The organism is Streptomyces sp. NPDC005141, from assembly GCF_053599975.1.
The window spans coordinates 1-18,246 of sequence record NZ_JBSFYW010000018.1; the positions used below are offsets into that span (position 1 = coordinate 1).

Consider the following 18,246-nt stretch of genomic DNA (forward strand, 5'->3'; position numbering starts at 1 on the left):
GGCAAATCGGCCAACCCTGCACGTTGTCGGCGAGCGGTCACACAATTTGCTGGGGCTGTGGACAAACTCCGGAGAGGGGTGCGTCATGGGACCGTGGGTCACTTCAGGCCGTAGGCCCGGATGACGGTCTGGGTGACCGAGCCCCCCGTCTCGTCTTTGGCGGTGGTCCGCAAAGACACGAACGACGCCGAGTCCGGCGCGGCCAGGAGAGCCTTCCAGGTGCCGTTGTGATGGAGGGTGTTCTGCCGGTGCCAGCTGGTTCCGTCGTCGTAGGAGACTTCCAGTCGCACGGAGGACACGTCGGTTTTCGGTGCGCCGAGTACCGAGGGGGTGAGCGTGAGGCCTGCGGTGCGGCGGGCCTCGCCCTCGGCGTTCAGATCGACTCCGTAGTCGAGCTGCACCAGCGGAATGGTCCTTCTCTCCGCTTCTTCGGAGACGAAGGTCCACTCGGTGTGTGTGGTGGTGGAGTAGGGGCTGAACGACGCGGTGTCGCCGGTGGCGTCGACCACGAGCCGGTAGGGCAGCGGATCCGGGGACAGGTCCCAGGCGTATCCGCTGTCGAAGTCCGATTCGGCGAGCAGGGTGTCGCCCTGGTAGAGGGATGTCCGCTGGGACAGCCCGCTGCCGTAGCCCTCGCCGGCGTGTGCCGTTCCGCTGTCGCCCCAGGCGCGCGTCCTGAAGTCCAGCACGCTGCCGTCCCGCCGTACCGGGAGATCCTCGCTGATCATGCGCGGACGCATGACCGGGGTGAGCCACCGGTCCTCATGGGTATCGGCGGATGCGTACGACACCGGTTCTGACGTCTCGGTCAGCAGGTTCGGGATGCTGACCTTCTGCTGCCACTTGCTGTCGCCGCCTGTGGAGACCCAGTCGGTGCGCGGTCCGCGCGCCACGGGCTCGGGGAGGAAGTTCCAGCCACCGCCGAAGACGTACGGCGGACAGTCCATCCGCATCTCCGTGGCGGGGGTCTTCTTGTCCTGCCCGAAGGTGACGTTCACCCGTGCCAGGTTCCGCGAGTCGGCCCGGTAGGTCGGGTCCTCGGGAATGCCTTTCGTGTGGTAACTGACCAGGTCGTACAGGTAGGAGGGAACGGGGTGTGCCGTCGCCCGCAGGCGTACCTGGGCGCCGCGCGATGCGGAGATGTCGGCGATCAGCGCCTCGCCTTCGTCCTGAGTCACCGATGCGACCGCCACCGGTCCGGGGGACTGGTAGTCGGCGTCGCCGTACCAGGTGTTCAGCCGCCCCGTTCCGTCGTTGACCACGAGGAGCAGCTTCACTCCGGCGGCCCGGGCGGCCTGGGACTGCTCATAGGGGGTGACGGCGGGGCCGCGGCGCACCACGGCGACCTTGCCCTTGGCTGACAGGCGGGCGTATTCGGCGGGCGTCCCCGTGCCCGCGAAGACGGCGTCCACGGTCGTCGTGCCGTCCGGAAGGTGCTTGGCGCCGCGCTGGGGGAGTACGTCCAGGTCCTGTCCGCCGTGGGAAAGGGTGAGCGGGGTCTGCTGGGCCCGCCACCTCGTCGTGAAGGCGAAGCCCCCGTGCGTCACCTTCTCCGGGGTGGGCTGTGCCCAGACGCTGTCGTAGCCGGGGTCGATCATCCTGCTCGCGATCCAGTCCCCGAACGTTCCGGGCTCCGGTCGCGCGGACGTGAACGAGCGCCAGTACTCGACCCTGGTGTTGCTCGGCATGCTCGGCTTGGGCGTCAGAGCCCGTACCTGGTGTGCCTGGGAGGCATCGAGTGCGACCGTCCTGTCCTGCGTCAGCTCGATCTCCGGATCGCCCAGCAGGGCCATGCCCATGGAGTGCGGTCCGTGCGCTCCCTGCACATCCTTGAACATCATCACGGAGTAGGTGTCGCGGGGCAGGTGCAGGGTCAGCCCGGTCTCCGGCACCTTGACGAACCGGAAGTTCGGATCATGCGCGGCCACGAGCGTGGCCGTGCCGAACATGGGCCGGCCCTCGCGGTCCTTCGCCAGGAGCGTCAGGTCGTGGCGCTCGGATTCGGTGGTGACGCCCAGGACGGTGTGCGCTGCCACCGCGCCCGCGCTGTCTCGTGCGACGACCTGTCCGGCGTGGCTGCCGACGGCCACACCGCGCGGGTCGATGGTGAGGCCCACCGACGCGCTGTCGTGCGCGGGCACGGTGACCTGGTCGGCGCCCAGGGCGAACAGCGTGCTGGGACCTTCTTCCCGGTCCAGCGTGAGCCGCAGTGTCACCGGACTGCTTGCGCTGTTGGTGTAGGTGATGCGGCGTTCGACCGGCTGCGGGTCGGGCGACCACTTGATCAGGCCTGTGTCGACGGAGCCGGAAGCGACGATCTGCGTGCGGAAGGCCGCGAGAACGTCGGCACGCCCGGAGCCGCCACGGTAGGCAGAGATGTCCGGTGTCGCCGTGCTGGTGCTCATCAGAGCGTCTTTGAGCTGCTGCCCCGTCCAGTAGGGGTGCTTCTCCGCGAGCAGCGCGGCGGCGCCGGCGACATGCGGAGTGGCCATCGACGTACCGCTCTTGGTCGTGTAGAAGCCCTCACCGCTCAAGTACTGGGAGCGGGCCGCCAGCACATTCACCCCGGGGGCGGTCAGGTCGGGCTTGAGGCCGTCGTCCCCTTCCCGCGGGCCGCTGCTGGAGAAGCCGGCGATCTGGTCGGAGGAGTCCACCGCGCCCACGGTCAGCGCGGTCGCCGCCGTTCCGGGTGAGTTGACGGTGTACGGGCCGGGCCCGGAGTTGCCTGCGGCTATGACGAAGAGCGCACCCGTCTCCTCGCTGAGCGCGTTCACGCTCTGGCTCATGGGGTCGGTCTGGGTGTGTGCGGAGGAGCTGCCCAGACTCATGCTGATGACCCTGGCGTGCTCGGTGCGGGCGGCCCACTCCATGCCGGCGATGATCCCGGATTCGGTTCCGGTGCCGCCGTCGGAGAGGACCTTGCCGATGGCCAGATCCGCGCCGGGGGCGACGCCCTTCTCCTTGCCTTCCGAGGCCGCGCCCGTGCCGGCGATGATCGAGGCGACGTGCGTGCCGTGTCCGCGGCGGTCGGTGACGTCCTCGCCGGGCACGAAGCTGCGGCTGCTGACGATGCGTTTCGACAGATCCGGGTGGTCGGCGTCGACTCCCGTGTCGAGTACGGCCACTTTGACGCCGGTGCCGATGGTGCCCTCGCCCCAGACCTGTGGCGCGCCGATCTGTTCTGTGCTGTCCGCGAGGGCCGTCTTGACCTTGCCGTCCAGCCAGATCTTGTGGATGGCGCCGGGCAGGGACGGTGCGCCGGTGGTCTTGCGGTCGGCCGTGCCCTTCGGTGCCGCCGTAAGTGCGGTCCACAGGCTCGCTGCCTTGGCCCGGTCCGCGCTCACCGCCTCAGCGTGGACGGACGCGAGGTGCCGCTTGACGGCGATGCCCGGCAAGTCCGTGCCGGCGAGCCGCGAGGCGTCCGTGTCGCGGACGATGATCAGGGGCAGCGCGGCGGCGTGCTCATCGTCGTAGCCCTGCGCGACGAGGCCGGTGACGTTGAAGAGCCGCTTGTCGAGAAGGCCCTGGGCGGCATAGGCCTCAGCGTCGTCGGGGTACACATAGGTGCCTGTTTCATCGGTGATGGTCTGCACCGATCCGGTGGCGCCCGCACGGCGCTTCACACTCACCGTGGCGGGTGTTCCCTTGGCCCCCGGGGTGACGGTCACCTTGTCGCCGGTGATGAGCGTGACGGTCCGGGTCGGCGGGGCGCCCTTGCCGGGTGCCGAGTTCGCCGCCGGTGGCTGGGCGGCGGGCACCGCCTCAGCGACGGGCACGAGGACGCCGCCGAGCACCGCGACCGCGGCGCCCAGTGCCATCGTGCCCATTCTTCGAGCAGCGGTTCGCTGCACTTCTCCTCCTTGAAAGGCTTCCGCCGGTCTCACGTGGCATTCCGTCAACTCGCAACAAAGAAAGGCCTGTTGCCCAAAGGAATTGGTCAGCTGTTCAGAGCTGTCGGAGTTGCTTCGTCGATGGCCCGCACTCGCGATGCGGATCGCCGCAGGGCGCATCAGTACGTGCGCGCCGGTGTCCGGCGGTGGTGTGGGATGGCGGGGTGCTGGGCAAACCCCTCAGCGGCAGCCGGCGCTTGAATGGGTGACGAGATGTTCGGTCATCCCCGGAAGCAACCCTTCTCGAAGCAAGCGAAAGCATGCCGGGGGTGTGCGCGTGCCGCGGCGCTGGGCCCGGGTCCCACAACGTGCCGCTGCATGCACCTGCCTGGGCCATTTAGCATGTCCGCTGGCTGGTGGGCCCAGCTTCCCTCTTGATCGCTACGATCTCGACCTGATTCGGCCTGACCCGAAGAACGACATTCCGGAAGGAACGCCCCAGGCTGTCATGGTCTACCGCATACACTTCACGGTTCAGGATCTGGCCCGGACACGTGTGGCCGAAGGGCCGATGCCGCTGCATGAGCTGGAACTTGCGGCGCGGGCCCTGCAGAGCCGCAGCCAGCCCGCCCGGCTCGACGCCTGGCGGCACCGTGCTCGCGCGCAGTTGTCCGCCCAGGCTCGTATGGCGCTGGCACTCATGCCCGCTGTGGGATATTCGCCAGGCTTTATCAGCCCTGTTCAAGTCGGACCTGTCGAAGAGCTTTTGGAATACGTACGCAGCACACCTCGCGAACGTGTAAGGGCGAATCTGCTGGAAATAGCGCCTCGTCATCCTGCGCTGCCCGCGTGGACCCACCGCCTGGCGGACGATGCGTCCTTGCTCTCCGAACTCTGCACAGGGCTCAGCCATCTCTACGCGTGCCTGCTGGCTCCGTACTGGGCCCAGTTCACCGAACGCCTGGCGGTCGATCGGACTCTGCGCCTTCAGCAATTCCTCACCGGCGGTGTCGAGCAGTTGCTGACCCAGGCCAACCCTCAATGGATGCGGTGGAAACCGCCAGTTCTGGAAATCCGCATGGTGAGCGGAGCCGACCGGGACCTCTACCTGGAAGGGGAGGGCTTCCTGCTCATTCCGTCGATGTTCTGCACCCGCGCCATCGTCACCGACGGCCGGCCCGTCTCCGTGAGCTACCCCGTCTGCCTGGACCAGCGCCCCCGTGAACTCACCGCCCTTGCCTCCGCGCCGGGCCAGGCACGCACCTCGGGCGCGTCGACGCTTCTGGGCCGCACGCGCACTGCGGTGCTCACCACCATCGCAGAGCACCAGGGCTGTTCCACCAAGGAATTGGCCGCTCGCGCGGGTATCGCACCCGCGAGCGCGAGCGAGCACGCGACGATTCTCCGCGAGGCCGGACTGATCCGATCTCTCCGCCACCGGAACTCCATGCTGCACAGCCTCACCTCCCTCGGCCTGGTACTCCTCAACACCTCGGAGGGAGGCTGACAAGCCGCGTCGGCGACCGGCGGCCGGGAGCTCGGCCACCCATGCGAGATCGGTTGGTCCCTGCTGTGCGGAATGTCGTTGTTCGGGCCAGACCGAATCAGGTCGACGCGGCGACGCTCGAAGGTGAGGCTGAACCGACAGTCAGCAGGAGTCGACGGCGCACGGTTACCTGAACAGCCACGAGTCGGGGTCATGCAGTCGCATGACCGATGAACCTGGGCCCGGGGGCATGGCCGACACAGGCACCCCCAGGTGGTGGCGGAGGACGCCCGGCACCGTACGTGCTCCTGCGTTCTCACCTCACTCGAGGGGTCTCCTTGCCCAGCGTTCCCATTCCCCGACCAGGGCCGATCGCGCTTGCCGCGGTCGCGGCTCTGGCGATAGGGGTCGTACCAGCCACCGCCGCGGTCCCCGGGGACACCGGTCCCACGCCGTCCGCCGGCGCCGTTCACCGGCCGTCAGGAAGCGGCGGCACCCACAGCGTCACCCTGATCACCGGTGACAAGGTCACGATCGGCACCGCCGCCGACGGCACCGCCATCCGGTCCTTCGAAGGACCGAACGGAAGCGCCACCGGTTTCCACACCTCCGTCATCGACGGCTCGACATACGTCTACCCCGACGCCGCCCTGCCCTACATCAGCGCGGGCAAGCTCGACAAGCGGCTGTTCAACGTGACGCGGCTGCTCGCCGACGGCTACGACGACACGCACAGCGCCGCTTTGCCGCTCATCGTCCGCTACACGGATGCCGCAGCCAGGTCCCGGACCCAGCCGAGGATGGCCGGCTCGACCGCCGCCCGACGACTGGACAGCATCCAGGGCGCGGCCCTCGGGCAGAAGCGCGAGCAGGCGACGGCGTTCTGGTCCGCGCTCACCGGCGGGTCCGCCGCGGCAGCCGCACGATCGGCGCACCCGGCCTTCGCGGGTGGCATCGCCAAGATCTGGCTCGACGGCAAGGTGAAGGCCGACCTGGCCGACTCGACCGCCCAGATCGGCGCGCAGCAGGTCTGGGCGCAGGGGAACACCGGCAAGGGCGTGAAGGTCGCGGTCCTCGACACGGGCGTGGACACCGAACACCCCGACCTCGCCGGGCAGATCGATGCCACCGCGAGTTTCGTGCCGAGCGACGAGGAGATGACCGACTCCGTCGGCCACGGCACCCACGTCGCCTCGACGATCGTCGGCACCGGCAGTGCCTCTGACGGAAAGGAACGGGGCGTCGCGCCCGGCGCCCGGCTGGAGATCGGGAAGGTACTCGACCGCCGGGGCAGCGGACAGGAGTCCTGGATCCTCGCGGGCATGGAATGGGCCGCCCGGGACCAGCAGGCCAGGATCATCAGCATGAGCCTGGGCGGTAGCGGCGACGCGACCGACCCGATGAGCCAGGCGGTCGACCGGCTCAGCAGGGAGACCGGCGCGCTGTTCGTCATCGCGGCAGGCAACAGCGGCCCGAGCCCCTCCACGATCGACAGCCCCGGTACGGCGGACTCCGCGCTGACCGTCGGCGCCGTCGACTCCGCGGACAAGCTCGCCACGTTCTCCAGCCAGGGCCCGCGCAGCGGCGACGGAGGGCTGAAGCCCGAAATCACCGCCCCCGGGGTCGATATCCTGGCGGCCCGCTCCAAGGACAGCTCCGGTTCGGGCTACTACACCACCATGAGCGGCACGTCGATGGCGACACCCCACGTCGCCGGCGCTGCCGCACTGCTGGCCGCAGCCCATCCCGACTGGACCGGCCACCAGTTGAAGGATGCACTGGTCAGCAGCGCCAAGGCCACCCCGTCGTACACCCCGTACCAAGCCGGCAGCGGGCGGCTCGACGCCTTGGCGGCAGTACACGCCTCGGTCTTCGCGACAACCAGCGCCTACTCCGGTTTTCACGCATGGCCCACGAAGCCCGCAGAGACCGACGTCCGGAAGGTGACGTACACCAACGACGGCGACGCTCCAGTCAGCCTGGACCTGGCGATCAACGCCGCCGACCCGGCGGGGTTGTTCACCCTCTCCGACGACCGGATCACCATCCCCGCCCACGACACCACCTCGGTCACCCTGACCGCGGCACTGGACCTGCTGCCGGCCGATCGGCCGATCAGCGGCACGATCACCGGCACGGACAGCGCCGGAGCAGTGCGGGCCCGGACCCTGATCGGCGCCGCCAAGGAAGGGAAGCGGCAGAACCTGACCGTCGTTGCGAAGGACCGGTCGGGCACGCCGCTCAGCGGCTACTTCGTCCTCACCTCGAAGCACTTCTCCGGGACCTACCACCTCGACGAGTCCGGAACCGACACCCTGCGGCTGCCCGACGGCAGCTACAGCGCATGGCTCATTGCCGACGTGCAGGGGGCCAACGGGCCCCACTCTCTGGGTATGGCGATGCTCAGCGTCACCGATGTCCAGCTGGACCAGGACCGGACCGTCACCCTGGACGCCCGCAAGGCCCGTCAGATCCTGGCACGCACACCGAGGGAATCCACCGCGGTCGCGCCGCGCCTGGACATCAGCAGGCGGTACGGCACCGATCGCTACGACGAGACCTCCATGCTGCCCAACGAGTCCTACGACAGCGTCTGGGCGCTCCCGACCGGCAAGAAGGTCACCGACGGCGAGTTCGAGTTCGGCGCCCGCTTCCGCCTCGAGCAGCCGGCGCTGAGCCTGGCCACGAAATCGCAGACCTTCGACGACCCGCTGGTCAAGCGCGCGGCCAAGCCGCTGCCGGCCGGCACCCGGCAGCTGACGGCGGTCTTCGCCGGCGCGGGCACGGCCGAGGAACTGGCCCGGCAGAATGTACGCGGCAAGGCCGTGGTGGTGCGGGGCAGCAACCCGGCCGGGATCCCGGCACAGGCGAAAGCCGCCGCAGCGGCGGGCGCGCTCGTGCTCCTGGTCGTCAACGACGGCATCGGCCGACTGCAGCCCTGGGACGAAACCCTCTGGGGCCCCGAAAGCCCGGCTCCGCTGACGGTGGCCACGCTCGACGCCGACCAGGGCGGTGACCTGATCGCCGTGCTCCAGAAGAGAGCAACCAAGGTGAAGGTCACCTCGCACCCCACCACCGACTACCTCTACGACGTGGTGCGCCACTGGTCCGGCGCCGTCCCGGCGGACCCGACCTGGCGGGTGAAGCCGAGCGACCTGGCCCGCGTGGACGTCTCGTTCCGCAACTACCGGCCGGGCAAGGCGATGGAGTTCCGCACCGACGTCTGGCGGGGCTGGGCCGTCGGAAACCCGGTCTCGGCCCCTGCCCAGGGCGAGCGGACCGACTGGGTCACCAAGGACACCGACTGGGTGGACGACGCCTTCATTCCCTCCGAGACAGGGCAGCATTCGATCGACGTCCTCCACTACCGGGCCGGAACGACCACCGAGGTCAACTGGTTCGGGCCGATCCAGCGGCCCCGGATGGGCCCGAACGGCTATCAGCCGGTCCGCTACCTCGACGCGGTGTACATTCCGGCGCCCGGCTGGGGCGACTCCGGATCGGGTCATGTCGGAGAAGCCAGAGGCAACTTCGACGTCAAGGACTGGATGTCGCTCTACCAGGGCGACCGGCAACTCAACTGGGGCAACTCCGAGTTCCTGCCGGTTTCCGGCCTTGCCGCGCAGCGGCTGCCCTACCGGCTGGTGGTCGACAACGACCGGGATGCCTGGGGCAGCCCCTACTCGACGCACACGCTGACCGAGTGGAAGTTCACCTCCGCGGCCACCGGCACCGAGTCGGCCCAGTCCCTTCCGCTGATCCAGCTCGACTACGGCGTGGACACCGACAGGACGGGCCGGGCGCAGCGGCGTGCCGAACTGACAGTGGCTGCCTCCCACCTGCCCGGCACGACGGCCGCCATCGGCAAGCCCTCACTCGAAGTCTCCTACGACGACGGGGCGACCTGGCAGCGGTCAGAGCTGGACCGGCACGGCCACGCATGGCGGACAGCCCTGCACGCGCCGAAGTCCGCGCGTTTCGTCACGCTCCGGAGCACCGCCAAGGACAACGCCGACAACAGCGTCTCGCAGACGATCACTCGGGCCTTCGGCCTGCGCTGACATCACCTGACGTAGCACTCCCGCCGGGCGGGGCCGCAGCCGGCGGCCCCGCCCGCGACCGCGAGGAGTCCGCGCCCCGGACTCACGGTTCACGACTTGAGGCCGGACATCAGATCGCGCATGTCATTGATCATGGCCCGCTTGAAGGGAGACACATCAGGGACGTCCGGCTCCTCACTCTCACTGAGCTTGCTGCCGGAGTCCTCGCGGTAACTGGGCATGGCGGAAAGGCTGAGTGAGAGGACCGCGCCGCCCTCCAGGACCCGCAGCTCGACGGTGCTGATGTCCTGGGTGATCAGGTATGCCTTGTCGCCGAGATCGGCAACGGGCTGCAGGTTCGCTTCAGGGACGACACCGAGGGCGGTCACCCGACGCTGTGCTTCGAATTCAGCGCTGGGGTCGTTCTCCTTGTGCAGAGCCACCTTGATACCAGCGGTGTAGTCGATGATCCAGCCGCTGCTGGGCTGTTGGGCAGCGTCCGGAGGGCGAAGCGATATGAGGCATTGGATCTGATCCAGGGCGGGATGCTTCAGCAGCCCGGAGTCGATCATGCTGGTGGAGTCTCTGGGGGCGATCTCCGCACCGAGCGAGGTCAGCCGCACGGACCGGCAGACGTCCCGGCTGAGCTGGTACCCGCGTGCGTCCGGCTTCTCGTCAACCAGGCCGAATGCAAAAACGGCTGCTGCCCAGACAGCCGACGCAACGATCATTCCTCCCAGCGCCCACCACCACGGACGTCGGGGCCCCCGCCGGGTGACGAGCGGCCGGTCGAAGCCACCTATCTCCTGGGTTTCGAACGCACCGAAATCCCCAGAAATCTCCGGTTCGGAAATCACCCTGCTCCCCTTCGGTCGTGCCTTCGTGCGCGCCATGGCCGTTGAGCGGGTCCTGTGTTGCCCGAGCCGAGCTGATCGAGGAGCCGTAGCGCACTGGCCGGTCTCGCAGCGATGCTGTCAGGTCCGAAGGCCCGGACAAGAGGGAACAGCACGCACAAGCCGCAGGGGTCGCCTCGTACGCCCGGACGTGCGGCCTCGTGCATCGGGGCAGCCTACCCTCAGCGCCACTTGGTGACGGCCGGCCCGGCTTCGAGGATGGCCTTCTGGTCCCCGTCTCGCTTCTGTTCGCCGTGAAGTGGCTTTGCTCCTGGGCCAGTTGCCTGACCGGATCCCGGCTATGGGCTCGATGGGGCCCTGTCCTGCATGGGCTTAGCTCCGAACCGGGCGGCCCCGGCTCGATGTGTCATGCGTGTGTTCCTCGGATGCGACGCCCAACCATCCATGACACGGTGGAGAGCGAGCGACACCGCCGCCGCATCGGCGATCCGCCCGGCGGGCCGGCTGACGGCCAGGAGCAAGATCTTGGTTCCGGGAGTGACGTGAATGCCCAGCATGGACCTGTTCGCACTGGTCGATGAGGGCGGCCGGGTGATCGAGTGGAGTCGTCCGGCCGAGGAACTGTTCGGACGGTCGTCCGAGGAAGCTGTCGGCCGGCCCGTGACCGCCCTCATGTCCGAACTCGCCGCCGAGGGCCAATGGCGGTACGAAGGCCCCTCCGAAGACACTGCGGTGCTGGTCAAACCGGTACTGCGCGGCAATTCCGTGCTCTGGCAGGTGCGCGCGGCCGCAGACACTCCGTCCCGGCAGGGCGAAGCGATTCTGAGGGCTGTCTTCACTCAGTTCCCGGTGGGACTGTACGTACTCGACGACCACCTGCGCGTGGTCCGCACGAGCGCCACCACACGCGGACTGAATGGCATGCCGGCGGAGCACTCGCTGGGCAAGCACTTCACGGAGGTGTACGACCTCGCGGACCCCGAGGAAGAAACCGTCGTAGCCCGTCGGGTTCTGGAGCACGGAGAGCCGGTGGTGAAGCGGCTCGTCCGGGGCACCCCAGCACCAGGCCGGTCCAGGCGCCGCGTTCACGCCGTCTCCTACTTCCGCCTGGAGGACTCCGCCGGCAACGTGCTCGGACTGCTGACGTTCGCCACCGACGTCACCGAGCGGGAGAACGTACACGACCGCCAGGCCCTCCTGGACAAGATCCGCGCCCGCGTCAGGCCCGAACCGGCAGTGGGTACCGTGTGCCGAGATGTAGTGGAAGCCACCGTGCCCGAGTTTGCGGGCACGGCCGTCGTCGACGTGGTCGAAGCCATCGTCTGTGGCGAGGAGCCACCGGTGGTTCCCGCTCATCAGGACACTCCACTGCGCCGAGCGGCCTTCAAGGGTTCCGTCTCGCACTACCCGGTGGGCGAGGTGCGCCCCCTGCCGGCCGGAACCCCCTTCTCAGGCGTTCTGTCCGACCTTCGGCCGCGCCTCGTCCTTCTCGACGAGGACAGTTCGTGGTTGGCCGCCGACCCGGTCCGCGCCGACCTCATCAACCGGTCGGGTGCCCGTTCCCTGATCGTCGCACCGCTGACGCTGCACGACCGTGCGCTGGGCGTGGTCACCTTCTACCGCGACCAGCGACAGGACCCTTTCGAAGAGGAGGACGTCGCGGTCGCGTCCGCCGTGTGCGCGCACGCTGCGCTCTGCATCGACAACGCCAGCCGGTACATGCGCGAGTGGGTCGTGGCGTCGACCGTCCAACGCAGGTTGCTCCCTCAACACCCCGCGACGCAGGACACCCTGGACATCTCCCACCTGTACGTTCCCGACCCGGAAGGAGGTGGAGCCTGGTTCGACGTGATCGACCTGCCCGGCGCGCGGACCGCGCTGATCGTAGGTGACGTCACAGGCCAGGGAATCACCGTAGCCATCACGATGGGACTGCTGCGGACAGCCATCCATACACTCGCGGCCCTCGATCTGCAGGTCGACGAACTGCTGGCCCGCCTGAGCGACACCACGGCCCGCCTTGCCGCCGCCTACGCCGCCATGCCACCCGCAGATCGCCCGCACGGTGAGCCGATCACCGCCGCCTGCGCCATCGTGATCTATGACCCGGTCGATCTCACCTGCACCATCGCGCGCGCAGGTCTGCCCGAGCCGGTCGTCATCCTTCCCGGCGGCACCTCGGCAGACCTGTCCGTCCCCCTCGGTCCGCTGCTCGCCGAAACCAGCACCGCACCGTTCCCCTCGACAACCGTCGACCTGCCCTTGGGGAGCACCTTGGCGATGGGCACAGCCACGCTCGGGGACGAGGTTCTGTCGCCGTCCGGTCGGCTACGGCCCCTCCTGGACAGCGCCGGCGGAAGGCCCCAGGACGACGTGTGCGCTGACATCGCGAACGAGCTCACAGGCGGCGAAGCCCTGCTCCTCCTCGCCCGTACGAAGCCGCTCCCCTCCGAACGGGTACTGACCTGCGACCTGCCTGCGGACCCCGAGGCGGCACCGATCGCCCGCGCGGCGGTCCGGCGTCAGCTGCAGCTCTGGGGCACGGACGAAGAGACGGCGTACACCACCGAACTGATCGCCAGCGAGCTCGTCGGCAACGCGGTGCGCTATGGCGCTCCCCCCTTGCGGCTACGCCTGATCAACGGGCGAATGCTGACCTGTGAGGTCAGCGACTCGGCGACCAGCTCTCCGCACGTGAAACATGCCCGCACCGTCGATGAGACAGGCCGGGGGCTGTTCATCATCGCGAGCCTCGCGGAGCAGTGGGGTGCCCGCTATCAGGAGCAGGGAAAGAGCGTCTGGGCAGAACTGCCGACCGAGGAGTCCGCGGTCGAGGAATGACGCGATGTGAAGCAGGGTTCCCTCCTCCGGCGCGTGACACCGCACTTGAAGTGGGCGCGTGCCCGCGCAGCCCGAGGCGGCCGAGTTGCTCGTGGACTCGGCCGCCGTGCCGGGCTGTGACGCGAGGAAACGGGCCGGTTCAGCGAAGTGACCGGAATCCCGTGCGCAGTTCACTCACGAGGAGCTCCGGCTGCTCCCAGGCGGCGAAGTGGCCGCCCTTCGGGAGCCGGTTGTAGTGGATGAGGTTCGGGAACGCCTGCTCCGTCCAGCTCTTGGGGGGAGAGTAGAGCTCGTCGGGGAAGACGCTCACGGCCGTCGGGACGGTGACTCCCCTGGCGCTGAAGAAGGGTGCCTTGTTCTCCCTGTAGAGACGGCCGGAGGACACTCCCGTGTTCGTCAGCCAGAACAGCGTGAGGTTGTCGCAGATGTCGTCACGCGACAGGCCCTCCTTCGCTCCCTCGACGAAGACCCGCCCGATCAGCTCCAGGCTGGCGCGGTCGTGGTCGAGCAGGAAGGCTGCCAGGCCGAGGGGCGAGTCCGCGAGACCGGCCAGGGACTGAGGCCGCGACCCCGAGATGAGCGCATAGGCGACGTGGGAGTACACGTACTTCAGCTGTTCAACTACCTTTTGCTCTTCCTCCGAGAGCGGCGGGGTGTCGGTGGGAATGGGTTGGCCCGTCCCGAGGGCCGCGTCGATCGCGGGGGGAACCACGCCGGCCATGTTCACGTGGATGCCTGCCAGCCCCGGAGGGGTCTCCAGCGCCATGAGTTCGGTGACGACCGCGCCCCAGTCGCCGCCCGTGGCCACGTAGCGGGAGTAGCCGAGTTGCTCCATCAGGACGACCCACGCCTTTGCCATCCGCTCAGTCGACCAGCCGGCCTCGGAAGGCTTGCCCGAGAAGCCGTAGCCGGCCATGGACGGGACGACCACGTGGAAGGCGTCCGACGCGGAACCACCGTACTTCGTCGGGTTGGTGAGCGGTTCGATCAGCTTCAGCTGCTCGACGACCGAACCAGGCCACCCGTGGGTGATGATGATGGGCAGAGCATCCTCGTGCGGCGAACGCGCGTGAATGAAGTGGATGTCCAGCCCATCGATCTCGGTCACGAAGTTCGGGAAGGCGTTGACGTTCCTCTGCACCCTGCTGAAATCGTACTCATTCCCCCAGTACTCCATGACGGCCTTGACGGTCGCGAGCGGCGTGCCCTGCTCCACATCGGTGGTCGTTTCCTTTTCGGGGAAGCGCGATGCGGCGATACGCCGACGAAGGTCGGCGACGTCCTCGTCGGAGAAATCGACGGTGAACGGCTGAACAGTTGTTTCGTCCATGACAGACATTCGGATCTCCCTGCTGCCAGTAGTGGTCAGGACGTGCGTCAGTGACAGATTCAGGTTGGTCCTGATGGGGTGTGTTCGCCCCAGGGGAACCCCCGTGGGTGGAGGACCCGGGATTGGGCGTTCCGATGAAAAGGGCGGATCTTGGTAACAGGGCGTGGTGTATCAACTGCTGTCAGCGGCTTGTCGGGTGTCTAATTCTCGAAGAGTGTTAGCCTTTGAATTTGTGGGTCGGGCGCCTGGCCTACTTGGCCGGTTGACCGTCTCGTTGGCCATGAGCCCTTGAAGGTCACGTAGCGCGAACAATCCGCACGCGGCGCGTACAGGGCCCGAAGCCTTCACACCTGATCAGCACTGTGGAACGCCCCTATCAGCGGACCAGGATGATCGACTATGGACGAGCTCGCCGTAGGTTCACAGAACCCGCTGCGGGGCCGGACCGACCAACTGGTCGCTCTAGAGCAGACATTGGCCGCAGCGCAGGCGGGAAACGGCACGGTCCTGGTCCTCCGCGGCGAGGCAGGCATAGGCAAGACGTCCCTGCTGCACTACGCAGCCACCCACGCCATCGGGTTCCATACGGTCGGAGTCTCCGGCATCGAGTCCGAGATGGCGTTGCCGTACGCAAGCCTCCAGCAGATGTGTGCGCCCATACTGGACGGGCTTCACGACCTGCCGGCCCCGCAGCGTGAGGCATTGTCCGTCGCGTTCGGTCTCCTCGCCGGCAAGACAGCCAACCGCTTCCTTGTGAGCCTGGCCGTACTCGATCTGCTGGCCACGGCAGCCGAAGACCACCCGCTGGTCTGCCTCATCGATGATGCGCAGTGGCTCGATGAGACGTCGATGCAGGTCCTGGCCTTCGTCGCCAGGCGCCTGGAGGACACATCAGTAGCCTTGATCTTCGCCTTGCAGGAACCCGGGGACGACCAGACGGCAGGTCTGCCGCAGTTGCCCGTCGGAGGTCTCAGCGAGCCCGACGCCCGCGCCCTGCTCAGTTCGGCCGTAGGCGTTCCGCTCGACCCCCTGGTGCGGGACCAGATCGTCGCCGAGGCCCATGGCAACCCGACGGCCCTGCTGCACCTGCCGCACACTCTCGCGCCCATTGAGCTGGCGGGCGGCTTCTGGCTCCCGCGCACCCATTCCTTGGACAGCGTTCTCGAGAACGCCTTCCATCAGCAGTTCCGGCTGCTCCCGCAAGACAGCCAGCAGCTTCTCCAGACCGCTGCCGCCGAGCCGACCGGAGACGTCGGGCTGCTGTTCCGCGCAGCAGCGGCCCAAGGCATAGCAGTGGCGGCAGCCGCAGTTCCAGCCGAAGCCTCCGGACTGGTCGAGTTCGGGATCAGAGTGTGTTTCCACCATCTCCTGGTCCGTTCAGCCATCTACCGCAAGATGCCCGCCCCCAACCGACGGGCGGTACACCGGGCACTTGCGGAGGCCACCGACCTCGATCTTGACCCTGATCGCCGAGCGTGGCACCGCGCGCATGCCGCGAATCAGCCCGACGAGAGTGTTGCCACCGACCTTGAGCGCTCGGTCGGTCGAGCCCAACGCAGGGGAGGAGTGGCGGCGACAGCCTCATTCTTGCGTCGCTCGGCGGAACTGACCCCGAACCCCGAACGCCGCAGCACCCGTGCACTGGCCGCTGCCCGGGTCGAAATCGATGCGGGCGGGGTCGACCAGGCCCACACCTTGCTGGCGGCCGCGGAGGCCGGCCCACTCGACGCCCTGCAGCACGCCCGCCTCGAGCGGATGCGAGCCCGGCTGGACTTCTCCCAAACGCGGGGCAGTACCGCACCCCCACTCCTGCTCGAATCAGCAAGGCGCCTGGCATCGCTCGACCCGGACTCGGCCCGCGACACCCTCCTGGAAGCTGTCGGTGCAGCCACCTTCGCCGGACGTCTGAACGAAGAACGTGTGCAGGAGGAGGTCGTCGCAGCAGTCCGCGCCGGGCCTTCATCGGTGATGCCCAGAACGGTCGATGTGCTCCTGGACAGCGTGGCCGGCCTGTCGATCGACGGCTACCCCGCATGCGCGGAAGACCTCAAGCGCGCCCTGCACGCTGTCCGACAGGAACAGGAGCCCGCCGTGCTCGAGGACCGGCCCTGCTTCGGGCTGGCGAGTTCGTTGATTCCCGGATCCCTCGCGCTGGAGCTGTGGGACGACGAAGCGTGGGAGGAGCTGGCGGCCGGCGCCGTGAAGGGAGCTCGTGCGGCGGGCAGACTCGCCATCCTGCCCATCGCTCTGAACGACCAGGCCTGCTTCCATATTTACGCCGGAGAGTTCGATACCGCGGCTGCCGAGATCGCCGAGGCAACAGCGATCTCGGCTGTCACAGGCAACCCCGCCGTGATTCACGCCTCCCTCGTGCTCGGAGGCTGGAAGGCTCAGCAACCTCAGGGCCTCGACCTCGTGGAAACCACTGTCAAAGAGGCGAGCGTCCGGGGTGAGGGGCGCGCTCTCGGCCTGGCCGAGTACGCGACCGCAGTCCAGTACAACGGGCTCGGCCGTTACGACGCCGCGCTCGTGGCTGCGACGAGTGCATGCCGGTACGAGGATCTCGGAACCTACGGGTGGGCTCTCGTTGAACTGATCGAGGCCGCTTGCCGCAGCGATCAGCCGGCCACCGCCGCGGCGGCGCTGGCCGAACTCGCCGAGCGCACACGCGCCGGCGGGACCGCCTGGGCCCGAGGCACGGAAGCGTGCTCACAAGCCCTGCTCAGCGATGGCCGGGCCGCTGAATCGCTCTATCAGGAGGCGATCGAAGCGTTCGGACATTGCCGGATCGCCATCCAACTGGCCCGCGCCCGACTGCTGTACGGCGAATGGCTCCGTCGAGAGAACCGGCGACAGGAGAGTCGGGCTCACCTACGCTCCGCTTACGAGGCCTTCAGTCAAGCAGGAGCCGACTGCTTCGCCGAACGCGCCCGTAGAGAACTGTCGGCGACCGGCGATAGCGCGCGCACACGCACGGCCGGAGCCGATCTGGAACTCACCAGCCAGGAAACCCAGATTGCCAGGCTGGCCGAGGAGGGAAACACCAACGCGGAGATAGCGAACCAGCTGTTCATCAGTCCACGCACCGTGGAATGGCACCTCGGCAACGTTTTCGCCAAGCTCGGAGTCAGCTCGCGTAGGCATCTCCACACAGCGATGCCCCCTCATTAGGCAGGGGGACCCGTTTGCGAGCCGTGCGGCTCGGCGGCAAGGCCTCGCCCCCCGCCGGTGCGCTGCCGTCACCGCGGCGGACGGTTTGGGCTCCCATCGGAAGCCTCCTGGCTCTTTCTGCGCTGTGCCGGCTCCATGCGGTGCGTTCCGTGAGAGGGTTGAGGTGATGGACCAGCCTGGTTCCGTCGCTTGAGGCTTTCTCCCCGCCCCCGTTTTCGGTGGGTCTCGGCATTGATGTGGTGTCGTCGCGGCTTTGAACGCCGGACATGTTCACGGCACCCGCCGTGCGCCGGACCCCGCGGCCCTCAGAGGGCCTCGCTTTCCAGGGCTGCCGCCCCCGAGTCAGGGGAAGGCCACCATGAAGCCCTACACGACCCAGGTACAGGTACTGGGCTCTCTCGCAATCCTCACCCTCTGTCCGGACGGTCATGTGCTTTCCGAGGCCGGCCGCCGGGAGCCGCTGGACCATGTGCTGGGATTGATCCCAGCCTTCCTCGACTCCCTCGTCCTGGACACCTGCCACCTTCCCGGTTCGGACATGACGGCTGTTGTCGAGGTCGTACACGACTGGGCTTTGGATCGGCGGGTTGCCGTTGTGACCCTTGGCAAGGTTGGGCCCGCGTTGCTCGCGGCTCGCTCACGGAACGCGGAAGCCGCTGATCTGCAGCGGTCGGTGGACTCGAGGGTTCTGGTG

General features: G+C 68.1%; 7 protein-coding genes. 4 read left to right on the forward strand and 3 right to left on the reverse strand.

The window, feature by feature from the left end:
- Positions 1-98: 98 nt before the first annotated feature.
- A complete protein-coding gene (locus tag ACWD68_RS16445; RefSeq protein ID WP_451807111.1) occupies positions 99-3,818 on the reverse strand; it encodes a S8 family serine peptidase in 3,720 nt (1,239 codons plus the stop codon).
- A gap of 520 nt (positions 3,819-4,338) precedes the next feature.
- On the opposite strand from ACWD68_RS16445, the gene ACWD68_RS16450 reads away from it, so the two are divergent.
- A complete protein-coding gene (locus tag ACWD68_RS16450) occupies positions 4,339-5,337 on the forward strand; it encodes a winged helix-turn-helix domain-containing protein (RefSeq protein ID WP_451807112.1) in 999 nt (332 codons plus the stop codon).
- A gap of 317 nt (positions 5,338-5,654) precedes the next feature.
- A complete protein-coding gene (locus ACWD68_RS16455) occupies positions 5,655-9,377 on the forward strand; it encodes a S8 family serine peptidase (protein ID WP_451807113.1) in 3,723 nt (1,240 codons plus the stop codon).
- 89 nt (positions 9,378-9,466) lie between these two features.
- Here the strand turns inward: ACWD68_RS16455 and ACWD68_RS16460 are convergent, their stop codons facing one another.
- The gene (locus ACWD68_RS16460; protein ID WP_451807114.1) at positions 9,467-10,213 is read right to left on the reverse strand and encodes a hypothetical protein; all 747 of its coding nucleotides are present in this window, start codon (positions 10,211-10,213) and stop codon (positions 9,467-9,469) included.
- A gap of 543 nt (positions 10,214-10,756) precedes the next feature.
- On the opposite strand from ACWD68_RS16460, the gene ACWD68_RS16465 reads away from it, so the two are divergent.
- Positions 10,757-13,051, forward strand: a complete 2,295-nt coding sequence (locus tag ACWD68_RS16465; RefSeq protein WP_451807115.1) for a SpoIIE family protein phosphatase — start codon at positions 10,757-10,759, stop codon at positions 13,049-13,051.
- A 139-nt stretch (positions 13,052-13,190) separates the two neighbouring features.
- On the opposite strand, the gene ACWD68_RS16470 is transcribed toward ACWD68_RS16465, so the two are convergent.
- Complete coding sequence (locus tag ACWD68_RS16470) at positions 13,191-14,390, reverse strand: epoxide hydrolase family protein (protein ID WP_451807116.1); 1,200 nt, start codon at positions 14,388-14,390, stop codon at positions 13,191-13,193.
- A gap of 390 nt (positions 14,391-14,780) precedes the next feature.
- Here ACWD68_RS16470 and ACWD68_RS16475 point away from each other — a divergent pair, with 390 nt between their 5' ends.
- The gene (locus ACWD68_RS16475; protein ID WP_451807117.1) at positions 14,781-17,552 is read left to right on the forward strand and encodes a helix-turn-helix transcriptional regulator; all 2,772 of its coding nucleotides are present in this window, start codon (positions 14,781-14,783) and stop codon (positions 17,550-17,552) included.
- Positions 17,553-18,246: the final 694 nt, after the last annotated feature.